Annotated in this window: 11 protein-coding genes; 6 read left to right on the forward strand and 5 right to left on the reverse strand. The window is 59.4% G+C overall.

The window, feature by feature from the left end; genetic code table 11:
- Positions 1 to 97: 97 nt before the first annotated feature.
- From ADS46_RS16850 to lptF, 4 genes are all read right to left on the reverse strand, one after another.
- Complete coding sequence (locus ADS46_RS16850) at positions 98 to 304, reverse strand: (2Fe-2S)-binding protein (protein ID WP_066321956.1); 207 nt, start codon at positions 302 to 304, stop codon at positions 98 to 100.
- Between the two features lie 158 nt (positions 305 to 462).
- Positions 463 to 936: an RDD family protein gene (locus tag ADS46_RS16855; RefSeq protein ID WP_066321958.1), complete on the reverse strand. Its 474-nt coding sequence runs from the start codon at positions 934 to 936 to the stop codon at positions 463 to 465.
- A gap of 21 nt (positions 937 to 957) precedes the next feature.
- On the reverse strand, positions 958 to 2,022 hold the full coding sequence (lptG, locus tag ADS46_RS16860) for an LPS export ABC transporter permease LptG (RefSeq protein ID WP_066321963.1): 1,065 nt from the start codon (positions 2,020 to 2,022) through the stop codon (positions 958 to 960).
- A complete protein-coding gene (gene lptF, locus ADS46_RS16865) occupies positions 2,022 to 3,101 on the reverse strand; it encodes an LPS export ABC transporter permease LptF (protein WP_082926131.1) in 1,080 nt (359 codons plus the stop codon). Before lptF ends, lptG begins: the two co-directional genes overlap by 1 nt.
- A 105-nt stretch (positions 3,102 to 3,206) precedes the next feature.
- On the opposite strand from lptF, the gene ADS46_RS16870 reads away from it, so the two are divergent.
- The 4 genes from ADS46_RS16870 to ADS46_RS16885 all read left to right on the forward strand — a co-directional run bounded on the left by ADS46_RS16870 (position 3,207) and on the right by ADS46_RS16885 (position 8,049).
- Positions 3,207 to 4,742 carry a leucyl aminopeptidase gene (locus tag ADS46_RS16870; protein ID WP_066321964.1) on the forward strand — a complete coding sequence of 512 codons (1,536 nt, stop codon included), beginning with the start codon at positions 3,207 to 3,209 and terminating at the stop codon, positions 4,740 to 4,742.
- A gap of 147 nt (positions 4,743 to 4,889) precedes the next feature.
- A complete protein-coding gene (locus ADS46_RS16875) occupies positions 4,890 to 6,002 on the forward strand; it encodes a branched-chain amino acid aminotransferase (RefSeq protein ID WP_066321966.1) in 1,113 nt (370 codons plus the stop codon).
- A gap of 72 nt (positions 6,003 to 6,074) precedes the next feature.
- Positions 6,075 to 6,509, forward strand: coding sequence for a DNA polymerase III subunit chi (locus ADS46_RS16880; protein ID WP_066321967.1), 435 nt, complete (start codon positions 6,075 to 6,077; stop codon positions 6,507 to 6,509).
- Positions 6,510 to 6,585: 76 nt separating this feature from the next.
- Positions 6,586 to 8,049 carry a Fic family protein gene (locus ADS46_RS16885; RefSeq protein WP_066321970.1) on the forward strand — a complete coding sequence of 488 codons (1,464 nt, stop codon included), beginning with the start codon at positions 6,586 to 6,588 and terminating at the stop codon, positions 8,047 to 8,049.
- A gap of 67 nt (positions 8,050 to 8,116) precedes the next feature.
- Here ADS46_RS16885 and ADS46_RS16890 read toward each other — a convergent pair whose 3' ends face one another.
- A complete protein-coding gene (locus tag ADS46_RS16890) occupies positions 8,117 to 8,587 on the reverse strand; it encodes a Spy/CpxP family protein refolding chaperone (protein ID WP_066321971.1) in 471 nt (156 codons plus the stop codon).
- A 171-nt stretch (positions 8,588 to 8,758) separates the two neighbouring features.
- Here ADS46_RS16890 and ADS46_RS16895 point away from each other — a divergent pair, with 171 nt between their 5' ends.
- Positions 8,759 to 9,934 (forward strand): MFS transporter, encoded by a 1,176-nt coding sequence (locus tag ADS46_RS16895; RefSeq protein ID WP_234346869.1) that lies wholly within the window; start codon positions 8,759 to 8,761, stop codon positions 9,932 to 9,934.
- A gap of 100 nt (positions 9,935 to 10,034) precedes the next feature.
- Complete coding sequence (locus ADS46_RS16900; RefSeq protein ID WP_066321975.1) at positions 10,035 to 12,929, forward strand: valine--tRNA ligase; 2,895 nt, start codon at positions 10,035 to 10,037, stop codon at positions 12,927 to 12,929.
- Positions 12,930 to 12,974: the final 45 nt, after the last annotated feature.

Consider the following 12,974-nt stretch of genomic DNA (forward strand, 5'->3'; position numbering starts at 1 on the left):
GCGTACTCCCAGCCTTACTGGGAGTATAGAGATGAGAGACAAAAATTCAAGCAAATCATATATTTGCTAAAGATAACCCTAATAATAGTGATTCGCGTCACACGGCATATGCCAAGCCTGCACTGGCTTCCAGGCGAGCCTCATGAACCGCTTCGCGAGTCACCGATTTGGCGAAGCATGCGCACTTGCCGCATTGGGTGGCACAGCCGGTTGCTTCACGGACTTCCTGCCAGCTGCGCGCGCCGTCGCTCACCTGCTGGCGGATCTGATGGTCAGTTACTCCCTTGCACACACACACGTACATGGCTGCACCTCATAAAGTTCATAAGGTTAATGTAAATGAGTCGCATACATCTTTGCAAGTAAAAATGCATAGCCTTTAGTATCGATTCGTCTTAAGTGTTATGAAGGTGCATGTAACTGATTGTCGGGAGCGACATTTTGTGTTTTTGCAAAGAAAAATTAATGCTTGGGCAATTTCACGGTCTGCGTGCCGGAGGCGATGTCCGGCCAGCTACGGTAATGCTTATCGAATAACACCCACCAGTAACCAATCCCTAGCGCTGCCAGAGAAAGCCAGGCAGTGAGGCAGCGCACCAGACTTTGCTTGAGGGAAATGACCTCACCATCGAGGGTTTGCACGCGCAGTCGCCACGCCTGCATGCCCAGTGTCATGCCACCACGCCGCCAGAAAAAAACAAAAAACAGCGTCGTGCTCAGCACCAGCAAAAGCCGCAGGCTCCAGACATCGACCTCCAGAGTGCCTATATCTTCTGCCTTCTGGCCTAGCACAAACCTGAAAAACGCCAAATGGGCGACCGTCACGGCAATCCAGATGGCTGTCACCAACAAGCCATCATAGAGCATCGCACCCAGACGCGATGGCAATCCCGCGGGCCGGATATTGGTCGGCTGGGAAAATCGTCGCTTGGTCATAGAGCTCCTTGGCATCAGGAATTAACCGTTGCGCCTCAGGAAATAGACACCCACCACGGCGCACGCCAGCGTCGGCACCAGTACCGCCCAGACGGGGGAGAAACCAAAGAGTGTCGAGGCCGGTGCCAGCAAGTCCTGAACGTATTTAAAGACCAGCCCGGTGACCACGCCATAAAACACCCGAGTGCCCGCCGCCACGGTACGCAGCGGACCAAACACAAACGACGCGGCAATCAACACCAGCGACCCCATGGTCAGCGGCATTAACATTTTTTGCCAGAAATACAGCAACGGCTGGTCCGTCTGCATGCCCTGCGCTTCAAGGAAGCGCGCGTAGGCCCACAGTTCGCTGGGTGCCTGACTTTCTACCGAACGCAGCAGGCGCTCCAGCTGAAGCGGGGTGAAGTCGGTTTCCCAGCGCATGATTTGGGCTTGCTCGGACTCGGTGTGGTCATCAAAAATCCGCGTAGTGGCGACATCCTCCAACTGCCACCCGCCATCGTCCCAGTTGGCGCGACGCGCGTGAGTCGCTTCGACGAGACGCTCCTCGTCAAACCGGTAACGGGTCAGGTCGAGCACCACGTTATCCGCCCGAATCGCGCCGAAGCGATAAACGCTGTCTCCCTCGACCTGCCAGCCGCTGCGGCTGGTCAACATGGCGCCTTCCCCCTGAAGCTGCTCAAGCCGCCACGCTTCGGCATATTGTTCGGTGCGTGGGCTGACATACTCAGCCACCATCAGCACCACGACGATGACGACCAACACGGGCTTCATCACGCTCCAGACAATCCGCCCCAGTGATCGGCCTGCGGCACGCATCACGGTCAGTTCATTGCTTGACGCCATACTGCCCAGGCCGATCAGCGCACCTATCAGCACTGCTACCGGCGCATATTGGTAAAACCGCCAGGGGGTACGCATCAGTAGATAGAACAGCGCATCCAGGGCCGAATAGCCTTCCTGCACATCGCCCAGATCGTCGATATAGGCGATGGTGATATCCAACCCGAGCAGGACAAACTGCACCACCACAATGGCTGACAGAACGTTGCGGGCAATATAGCGGTCGAGTCGATCAACGATCATCAGCGCATCCCCTTGCGTTGCGAGTGCCAGATCAGCAAGAGACCCAAGGCTAGAAACAGCCCATGAACGGGCCATATACCCACGGTAGTCGACCACGCCCCGCTACCTACCGCATCCACGGCCGCCAGCAGTAAGCTCAGGTAGGCAACGTATAAAAAGACCGCGGGAAGCAGCTTGGCAAAGCGACCCTGTCGGGGGTTAACCCGCGACAGGGGCTGCGCCATGATCGCCAGAATAAAGACCATCAGCGGCAGACCGGCCCGCCACTGCCATTGGGCCTGGGCGCGGTCGTTGTCATCCTGCCAGAGCGCCAGCGTGGTGGCGTACTCCAGCGAATCCAGCTCCTGTCGGTCGCGACTCAAGCCCAACCGCAGCGTATAACGTTCGAACGTCAAGCGTTCAGCATTTCGCTGTCCAGGCGTTACGCCGTAACGCTCGCCGTTATTGAGGACCAGAAAGCGGCTACCGGTTTCCATGCGCGTTTCCTGGTAGCCGTACTCAGCTCTAGTGACATAGTCGTGCTCGGCGTCATCGGAAGGATTGCGCTGCTCGTGGACGAGAACATCCTGCATTTCACTTCCATCCTCATTGAAACCGCTGATATAGGCGGTACGGCCACCGCCGAACTCCTGAAAGCGGCCGGGTGCCAGCACCGACACGTCCAATCGGCTTTCCTGTTCTTCTATGATCGCAGCCGTTTGCAGAGCGCCTGCCGGTGTCAGCCAAAGGCTACAAACACCCACCGCTATCGCCACCGCCGAGGCAGGCAGTAACGTCACCTTGAGCAGCCGCTTGGGGCTCATGCCACAGGCCACCATCACCGTAATTTCGCTGTTCATGTACAACTGGCCATAAGCCAGCAATATGCCCAGAAAGAACGAAAGCGGCAGGATAAGCTCCATGAACCCCGGCAGGTGATAGACCATCAAGCTGCCCAGAATATTGACCGGAAAATCGCCCTCCGCCGCGTCGGAAAAATAGCGGATAAAGCGGCTGCCCATGATCACCAACAGCAAAATGCCCGCTACAGCGGACATGGTGACCAGAACTTCTCGGGTTAAATAGCGAAATAAGATCAACGCGCTCTCCGGCTAGTCGTGCAGGATGTTATGCAACACCTGCCGTGCTTGGGTACACTGGGTCATTATCCTGAATACCTCGATGCTTGTCTTGTTGGAGACGTCATGGAATTTTCCGTTCAAACGGCCAATCCCGCCAAAATAGAAACGGCCTGCCTGGTCGTCCCTGTTTACAAGGTGCCTGACCACAAAAGTCGCGATTTATTGCCCGCCGTTGCCAAACTCGACGATGCCAGCGAGCAACTGATCGGCCAGCTTGTGGCCAATGGCGACGTTGATGCCAGCCTCGCGAACATACAGTTATTGCCGTATGCCCCAGGCCTGGGTGCCGAGCGCCTGCTGCTCGTTGGCCTTGGCGAACGCGAAAAATGCCATGAAACGGCGTACCTGAAGGCGCTGGATGCCGCCATGACGGCGCTCCTCAAACTGCCTATTGATAACGCAAGCGTCATGCTGACCGAAGTACCGCTTGCCGATCGCGATACGGGCTGGAAAGCACGCAAGGTGCTCGAAAGCATCGAGCGCGCGAGCTACCGTTTTGATCAGTTCAAACGCAACCCGGCGCCAGCGGCAAGCCTGACGCAGCTGAACCTGATGATCAGCAACGCCGCCGACGCCGAGGCTGCCCGACAGGGCGCCCACCAGGGTAGCGCTATCGGTCAGGGTATCAACTATACGCGTACACTGGGCAATCTGCCGGGGAATGTGTGCACGCCTAGCTACTTGGCCGACCAGGCGGAACAGCTTGGCCGTGACTCCCAAGACGCGTTGGACGTCGATATTCTGGACGAAGAAGCGCTTGCCGAATTGGGTGCGGGCGCCCTGCTATCGGTCGGGCGCGGCAGTCGAGAGCCAAGCCGCCTGATCGTCATGCGCTACAATGGTGCCGAGAACGCGGATGAAGCCCCCCACGTCCTGATCGGCAAGGGCATCACCTTCGATACCGGCGGCATTTCGCTCAAGGCTGGCGAAGGCATGGACGAGATGAAGTTCGACATGGGCGGTGCCGCCAGCGTATTCGGCACGGTCAAAGCACTCCTCAAGATCAAGCCCAAGCTGAATCTGGTGTTTATCGTCGCCGCAGCGGAAAACATGCCGGACGGCGCCGCCACCAAACCCGGCGATATCATTACCACGCTCAAGGGGCTAACCGTTGAGGTGCTCAACACCGACGCAGAAGGCAGGCTGGTGCTGTGCGACGCCTTGACCTACGCCGAGCGCTTCAAACCGGCGAGCGTGGTCGATATCGCCACGCTCACCGGCGCGGCCATCATCGCGCTTGGCCACCACGCCACCGGTCTGCTGTCCAACGACGACGACCTGGCACTGGACCTGCTCGACGCCGGCGAAGCCGCCTGGGACCGTGCCTGGCACCTGCCGCTGTGGGACGAATATCAGGAGCAGCTCGACTCCAACTTTGCCGATCTGGCCAATATCGGCGGCCGCCCGGCGGGCACCATTACCGCTGCCTGTTTCCTGTCGCGCTTTGCCGAGCATTTTCCCTGGGCACACCTGGATATTGCGGGTACCGCCTGGCACTCCGGCAAGCAGAAAGGCGCCACCGGACGCCCTGTGGGGCTACTGACGCAATATCTGCTGGACCGCGAAAACGACGCCCAAGTCGAAAATGGCGACGACTAGACAACCAGCGGTTGCCTTTAGGCGCCACAACCGTTAAACCTGAACATATCAAGGCGTACTGAGCTTTACCCAGTACGCCTGTTTTAATACCCCCACTTATTACAGTAGTCGCCCTGAGAGGCGTGTTGCTAGCGGAGACTGACAGCCGTGCCCACTGCAAGTTTTGATACTCATTTTGAAGCCCTGCCGTCCAACCAACCGACGGCCGACGGGATTCGCGACAATATTCTCAACAAACCTGGCTTTGGCAAGCATTTCACCGACCATATGGCGCACATCCGCTGGACGATCGACGCCGATTGGCACGGTCATCAGGTGCGTCCCTACGGCCCTCTGACGCTCGACCCCGCCGCCTCGGTGCTGCATTACGGCCAGGAGATCTTTGAGGGCATCAAGGCGTACCGTCACGCCGACGGCTCTGTCTGGACGTTCCGCCCCGAGAAAAACGCCGAACGCTTTCGCCGCAGTGCGCGTCGTCTGGCGCTGCCCGAGCTTTCCGATGAGGATTTTATTGGCTCACTGAAAGCCCTGCTCGCTCAGGATCATGTCTGGGTACCCACACCCTCAAGCGATGCCGACGAATGCAGCCTCTATCTGCGCCCGTTCATGATTGCCACGGAAGCCTTTCTGGGCGTACGACCCGCCCACGAGGTAGATTATTACGTGATCGCCTCGCCGGCCGCCGCCTATTTCAAAGGCGGGATCGAGCCCGTGTCCATCTGGCTCTCCTCCCACTACAAGCGCGCCGCGCCAGGCGGCACCGGCTTTGCCAAGTGCGGCGGCAACTACGCGGCCTCACTGGCAGCGCAAAAGGAAGCCGCCGCCAACGGCTGCGGCCAGGTGGCGTTTCTGGATGCCGCAGAAAGCAAGTGGATCGAAGAGCTGGGCGGGATGAACCTGTTTTTCGTCTTCAAGGACGGTCGCCTGGTGACGCCGCGCCTGACCGACACCATTCTCGAAGGCGTCACGCGCAACTCGGTACTTACCCTGGCCAAAGACGAAGGCCTGAGCCCGGAAGAACGCCCTATCAGCATCGACGAATGGCGTGAGGGCGCAGCTTCAGGCGAGATTACCGAAGTCTTCGCCTGCGGCACGGCGGCAGTCATCACGCCGGTGGGCGAGCTGGTCAGCGAAGACGAGCGCATTCGTCTCACGGCGGGTGGCAATAACGAAGTCGCCAAGCGCATTCGCACCAAACTGCTGGATCTCCAGTACGGCCGTAGCGAAGACAAGTACGGCTGGCTCACCCAGCTGGCATAATCCCACCCTCTTGCGTCGCCGCGGCATTGCCTGCGGCGACGCTGCCCTGAGACGCCCTGCCAGGAATCCGCCATGGCGCGTATCGACTTTTATATCCTGCCGGACACCACGCTGGATGCCCGCCTCCAGTTTGCCTGCAAGCTGGCCGAGACCATCCACCGCAAGGGCTACCGGCTGCACCTTCACTGCGAGGATAAGGCCCTGGCGGAACAGGCCGACGAGGCCCTGTGGGGCTTTCGCGACGACGCCTACCTGCCCCACGCGCTGGAAGACAGCGACATGGCCACGAGCGTGCCGATTACGCTAGGTTGGCAACAGCTGCCTGTGCCCTCGGCAGAGACCGCTCTGCTCAACCTGCATCCGGATATTCCCGCGGGCATTGAGCGCTATACCCGCATTGCCGAGATTATTAACCAGCACCAGCAAGTGCTGGTCGCCAAACGCGCCTGCTGGCAGCGCTATAAAGAACTCGGCCATGAGGTCGTACCGCATAAGCTGGGATCGTGACCGTGCCCCCATGCGGATGAAGCCTGTCTGGACACTGCAATTGAGACCTCCCTTGTGAGCTGAAGCGAAGTAAGTCATGACGATAAGTGAACTTCTTGAGACGGTCGCAGGTGGTGAAGACAGCCGCCACCAGTTCAAGCGTGACGCCACCAACGCGGATGGCTTGGCCGCTGAGCTGGCCGCCTTTTCCAACAGTGGTGGCGGATGGCTGTTTCTGGGCGTTAATGATGACGGCTCGATTGCGGGACTGGATGGCGCGGCGGTTCGACGGTTGAACCAGTTGCTTGGCAACGCTGCTTCCCAGCATGTGCGCCCACCGGTGCATCCGCTGACCGAGAATGTGCAGACGCATCAGGGCATTGTGGTTGTGATAGAAGTGCCCGATGGACTAGCCAAGCCTTACCTCGATAATCAAGGCCGTATCTGGGTTAAACAAGGCTCGGACAAACGGCATGTAACCTCCCGCGAAGAACTGCAACGCATGTTCCAGCGCTCCGGTCTGGTTTACGCTGATGTAGTACCGGTGACTGGCACCTCGGTAGAAGATATCGATGACAAGACGTTTACCACTTACTTCAATCGTCGCTATGGCGAGAGCAGTGAGTTCTCAGGCCTGACACGGGAGCAGTTGCTGCAGAACCTGGGCCTGGGCGACGGCCAGGAGTTGAATCTGGCAGGGCTGATGTTGTTTGGTCGCACTCCCCAGCGTTGGCGCCCAGCTTTTGAAGTGAAGGCGGTGGCCTTTCCCGGCACGGCTTTGCACGATACCCGTTATCTGGACAGCGAGGACATCAAGGGCACCCTGCTGGATCAGTTCCGGGGCACTTTCGCGTTTATCAAACGCAACCTGCATCATGTGCAGCATGGCCGGAGTTTCAACACTCTGGGCGAACTGGAGATTCCCGAAACGGCACTTGAGGAGTTGCTGGTCAATGCCTTGATTCACAGGGATTACTTCACCAGCGCTTCCGTTCGCCTGATGATCTTCGCCGACCGTGTGGAGATCATCAGCCCTGGCCACCTGCCAGATAGACTAAGCCCCGAAGATATTAGCCAAGGAAAGACCATTCGTCGCAATCCCACGCTCACAGAACATGCCTCTCACATTTTGCCTTATCGCGGCATGGGTAGTGGGATTCCACGAGCGCTCGAGGCTTGGCCCCGGATTGATTTGCAGGATGACCCTTCGGGCAATCAATTCAGTGTCATCGTCTGGAGGCCGGAAGCAGAATGGCAGGGCGACACACCATCCGTCACCGACCAAGTCACCGACCAAGTCACCGACCCAGTCACCGACCCAGTCAGCCCGGAAGTTGCCCGCTTGCTAGACTCTCTGGAAGGCGAAATGACACGGGCCGAGCTACAGGACATGCTGGGCCTCAAACATCAGCCCCATTTCCGCAATGCCTATTTGCGACCTGCACTGAACGCTGGGTTGATTGAGCAAACGATTCCAGACAAGCCCAATAGCCGCTTGCAGAAATACCGGCTAACGGCCGCTGGTCAAGCATGGCGGCAACGACAGAACACTAGTGGGTGATTTGCGAGACCCCGCACGTGGCGGGGTCATCAATGGAGAAGACAGTCTCTATCACTGCGTCTTCGCCTTAGCCTCCCTGTTGTTGCATCTGCTCCTGCATCTGTTGCATTTGCTGCCGCCGCTGGGCCATGGCCTCATCCAGTTGATCACGCTGCTCCTGAGTGAATACGTCTTCGATCTGAGACTGCATGATGACGCTATCGGCGGTCATCTCGGCCGTTAGGTCGCCAAGACGCTCGGCATCTGCGCGAATGGCCGCTTCATCGTAATCGGGCTGGACGTGCTCGCTGAGTTGCTGCTGCAGCTCTCGGGCTTCCTGCTGCTTGGCACTGCTTTCATCTTGCATCTGGGTCAAGAGGTTGTTGAGTTCATCCTTCTGACCGTCATCCAGATCCAGCATTTGGTCGAGTTGGTTAACCTGGTCATCGACACTGGGAGTACCACCCCCCATGGCGCCGCCACCCATTTGCTGGGCCATGGCAGGAACACTGAATGCCAGTGCGGTGACTGCTGGAACCAAAAGTTTGGTTAGCTGCATCAAAAACTCCAATTGCGTACAAAGTGAATAACTACCCGACACAATCCTGACGGGCCTTGCTCTACTCTCGCATTCCGACAATGCTGTTTTCAAAAAATTCGTCGCGACAGCCAATTGTTGATTACCATGAGCGGGGCCTGCCGCGCCCTTTACACTCTCGGAGACGCAAACGTGCTCACGCGCTACCCCCTAGTCACGATCGTTATCGCCCAGCTTTTCGGTACCTCGCTGTGGTTCAGCGTTAACGGCGTTGGCTTGGCGCTTCAGGAGGCTGTCGGACTGAGTGAGGGTGACCTCGGACTCCTCACCATTGCCGTGCAGGCCGGGTTTATCACCGGCACCCTGGCGATTGCCACCACGGGCCTGGCCGACCGCGTTCGCGCCAGCCATCTGTTTGCCATCTCGGCTGTGCTCGGGGCACTGGTTAACGCCGCCTTCATTGGCGTGGCGGATAACGTCACGCTCGCCGCGATCGCGCGTTTCGCGACCGGGCTTTGTCTGGCGGGCATCTATCCGCTGGGCATGAAGCTGGTGGTCAGTTGGACACCCAGCCACGCCGGGGCGGCGCTTGGCTGGCTGGTCGGCATGCTGACCCTGGGCATCGCCTCGCCGCACCTGCTGCGCGGACTGACCCTGCAACTGCCCTGGCAATGGCCGCTGCTCCTGGCGTCGCTGCTGGCGCTTGTCGCTGCACTGATGATTTATAAGCTGGGCGTTGGCCCGCACCTCCCTGCCAAAGCCAATGGTGGGCGGCCCTGGGCGGGCCTTGCGGCGTTCAGACATAAAGATTTTCGGGCAGCCGCACTGGGCTACTTCGGCCACTGCTGGGAGCTTTATGCACTATGGGCCCTTGTACCGTTTTTGGTCACACGCGAACTGGAGCGCCTTAATGCGGCCAGCAGCGCCCAGTCCTGGATCAGCTTTTTGATCATTGCCATCGGCCTGCCCGGCTGCGTGCTGGCCGGCCGTTGGAGTCGCCGCTATGGCAGCGCTCGCGTAGCGTTTGTGGCACTGGCCACCTCGGGCGCCTTATGCCTGCTCTATCCGCTGATCGGCGGGGCGCCACCGCTTTTGTTGATCGCCCTTTTACTGCTCTGGGGCTTTAGCGTGATCGCCGATTCCGCACAGTTTTCAGCCCTGGCCAGCGCTACCGCGCCACCCGAGCGTCTAGGCGCGGCGCTTGCCATGATGAACGCCATTGGCTTTGGCCTGACGATACCCTCGATCGCGCTGGTCACCGCCCTATGGTCGGATCAGGGCCTCGCGGTGATCTGGTGGCTGTTGCCGGGGCCGGTACTTGGATTGATCGCCATGCGTGGGCTGAATCGTCACCCGGCCAGGGCCTGACGCCCTACCCTTAATCGCGCTATACTTGACGCCATTTTTTCGACCCCATTTATGAATTCCATGCTTCCCGGCGGGGAGCATCGTTGCGGTGAGCCAATCCATGGAAAAGACCTACCAACCTGAACAGATCGAAACTCGCTGGTACGAGCGCTGGGAAGCCGACAACCGTTTCGCGCCGACCGGACACGGCAAACCCTTTTCGATCATGATTCCACCGCCCAACGTGACCGGCAGTCTACACATGGGCCATGCGTTCCAGGACACCATCATGGATACCCTGACGCGCTGGAAGCGGATGCAGGGCAACAACACCCTGTGGCAGGTAGGCACCGACCACGCCGGTATCGCCACGCAGATGCTGGTCGAGCGCAAAATCGCCGCCGAAGAGGGCAAAACCCGCCACGACCTGGGCCGTGATGCGTTTATCGATAAAGTCTGGGAGTGGAAGCAGGAATCCGGCGACCATATTACCCGCCAGCTGCGCCGCATGGGCGCCAGCGTCGACTGGTCCCGCGAGCGCTTCACCATGGACGACGGCTTCTACAAGGCCGTCCAGGAAGTCTTCGTGCGTCTGCATGCGGAAGGCCTGATCTATCGCGGCAAGCGCCTGGTCAACTGGGACCCCACCCTGCACACCGCGATTTCCGATCTGGAAGTCGAGAACAAGGAGCAGCAGGGCAGCTTCTGGCACTTCCGCTACCCGCTGGCCGATGGCGTCAAAACCGCTGACGGCAAGGACTATCTCGTGGTCGCCACCACCCGCCCGGAAACCCTGCTGGGGGATACCGGCGTGGCGGTCAACCCGGAAGACACGCGTTATGCCTCGCTAGTCGGTAAGTTTATCGAGCTGCCGCTGGTCGGCCGTCGGATTCCCATCGTCGCTGACGAGCATGCCGACATGGAAAAAGGCTCGGGCTGCGTGAAGATCACCCCGGCCCACGACTTCAACGACTACGAGGTCGGCAAGCGCCAGAATCACCTGCTGATCAACGTCTTTTCCAAGGACGCGGCAATTCTTGAGCAGGCCGAGATCTACGACCTGAAAGGCACTCCCCAGCCGGATGAAGACGCCAGTCTACCCGCCAAGTACGCCGGGCTCGACCGCTTCGAGGCACGCAAGCTGATCGTCGCGGACATGGACGCTCTAGGCCTGCTCGAGCAGGTGGAAGCCGTCAACAACACCATGCCCTACGGCGACCGTTCGGGTGACGTCATCGAGCCACTGCTCACCGACCAGTGGTTTGTCGCCGTGGAGTCGCTTGCCAAGCCCGCCATCGAAGCGGTGGAAAAAGGCGATATCCAGTTCGTACCCAGGAACTACGAAAACATGTATTTCGCCTGGATGCGCGACCTTCAGGATTGGTGCATTTCCCGCCAGCTGTGGTGGGGCCACCGCATTCCCGCCTGGTACGACGCCGACGGCAACGTCTACGTTGCCCGCAGCGAGCAGGAAGTCCGCGAGAAGCACGGCCTGGGCGATGATGTTGAGCTCACCCAGGACGAAGACGTGCTCGACACCTGGTTCAGCTCGGGCCTGTGGACCTTCGGCACCCTGGGCTGGCCGGAGCAGACCCCGGAGCTTGAAACCTTCCACCCGACCAGCGTGCTGGTCACCGGCTTCGACATCATTTTCTTCTGGGTGGCCCGGATGATTATGATGACGCTCAAGTTCACCGGCGAAGTCCCCTTCAAGACGGTTTACGTTCACGGCCTGGTGCGCGACGGCCAGGGTCAGAAGATGTCCAAGTCAAAGGGCAATGTGCTGGATCCCATCGACCTGATCGATGGGATCAGCCTGGATGCGCTGCTCGAAAAACGCACCGGTAACATGATGCAGCCGCAAAAGGCCAAGGCGATTGCCAAAGCCACCAAAGAAGAGTTTAAAGACGGCATTGAAGCCCACGGCACCGATGCCCTGCGCTTTACGTTCCTCTCCCAGGCGACGACCGGGCGGGATATCAAGTTCGACATAAATCGCCTGGACGGCTACCGCAACTTCTGCAACAAGCTATGGAACGCCTCGCGCTACGTGCTGATGAACGCCGAAGGCGAGGATTGCGGTACCGACGGTGGCGAGGTTGAGCTGTCGCTGGCCGACCGCTGGATTATCTCCCAGCTGCAGAAAACCGAAGCGCAAGTGACCAAGGCGATGGACGAGTACCGCTTCGACCATGCCTCCCAGGCGCTCTACGAGTTCGTCTGGAACGAGTACTGCGACTGGTACCTGGAGCTTTCCAAGCCGGTACTCTGGGAGGATGACGTACAGGGAAGTACTAATGCCGCTGGAGACAGGACGTCGGGAGCGGCCTTGCTTGAGAAACGCAAGCGCGGCACGCGCCGGACGCTGGTGCGCGTGCTCGAAGCCATCCTGCGCCTGGCGCACCCGATGATGCCCTATATCACCGAAGAGATCTGGCAGCGCGTGTCACCCCTGGCGGGCATGTATATGGGCGACGACGCGTCGATTATGCTGCAGGCGTGGCCAGAAGCCGACAACAGCAAGATCGACGAGCAGGCGACCCGCGATATCGAATGGCTGAAGGGCGTGATCATCGCCGTGCGCAACATCCGCGCCGAGATGAACATTGCCCCCGGCAAGCCGCTGGACGTGCTGCTCACCAAGGGTAAGCGGGAAGACGCCGAGCGGCTTGAAAGCTACCGCCACTTCCTCGCCAAGCTCGCCAAGCTGGAAAGCGCCACCTGGCTTGAAAACCCCGACGACGCCCCGCTCTCCGCCACACAGCTGGTGGGCGACATGGAAGTACTGGTACCCATGGCCGACCTGATCGACAAGGACGCCGAGCTCAAGCGCCTGGCCAAGGAGATCGACAAACAGGACAAGCTGATCGGCGGCATCGAGAAGAAACTCGACAACGAAGGCTTTATCGCCAAGGCCCCCGACGCCGTGGTAGAGAAAGAACGCAGTAAGCTCGCCGAGTTCCAGGCCGCCAAAAAGCTGCTGGAAGAGCAGCGGGCTAAAATCTCAGCGCTGTAAGCCACGCGGCGCCAGGCAGCTCTTACTGCATGGCGCCCGTGCTAC

The organism is Halomonas sp. G11 (assembly GCF_001663515.1).
Lineage (GTDB): Bacteria > Pseudomonadota > Gammaproteobacteria > Pseudomonadales > Halomonadaceae > Vreelandella.

Excerpts from the sequence above, each read along its gene's own strand:
- ADS46_RS16900 (WP_066321975.1), top strand. The coding sequence starts at position 10,035 with ATGGAAAAGACCTACCAACCTGAACAGATCGAAACTCGCTGGTACGAG.
- ADS46_RS16850 (WP_066321956.1), bottom strand. The coding sequence starts at position 304 with ATGTACGTGTGTGTGTGCAAGGGAGTAACTGACCATCAGATCCGCCAG.
- ADS46_RS16890 (WP_066321971.1), bottom strand. The coding sequence starts at position 8,587 with ATGCAGCTAACCAAACTTTTGGTTCCAGCAGTCACCGCACTGGCATTC.
- lptG (WP_066321963.1), bottom strand. The coding sequence starts at position 2,022 with ATGATCGTTGATCGACTCGACCGCTATATTGCCCGCAACGTTCTGTCA.
- ADS46_RS16885 (WP_066321970.1), top strand. The coding sequence starts at position 6,586 with ATGACGATAAGTGAACTTCTTGAGACGGTCGCAGGTGGTGAAGACAGC.
- ADS46_RS16880 (WP_066321967.1), top strand. The coding sequence starts at position 6,075 with ATGGCGCGTATCGACTTTTATATCCTGCCGGACACCACGCTGGATGCC.
- ADS46_RS16855 (WP_066321958.1), bottom strand. The coding sequence starts at position 936 with ATGACCAAGCGACGATTTTCCCAGCCGACCAATATCCGGCCCGCGGGA.
- ADS46_RS16870 (WP_066321964.1), top strand. The coding sequence starts at position 3,207 with ATGGAATTTTCCGTTCAAACGGCCAATCCCGCCAAAATAGAAACGGCC.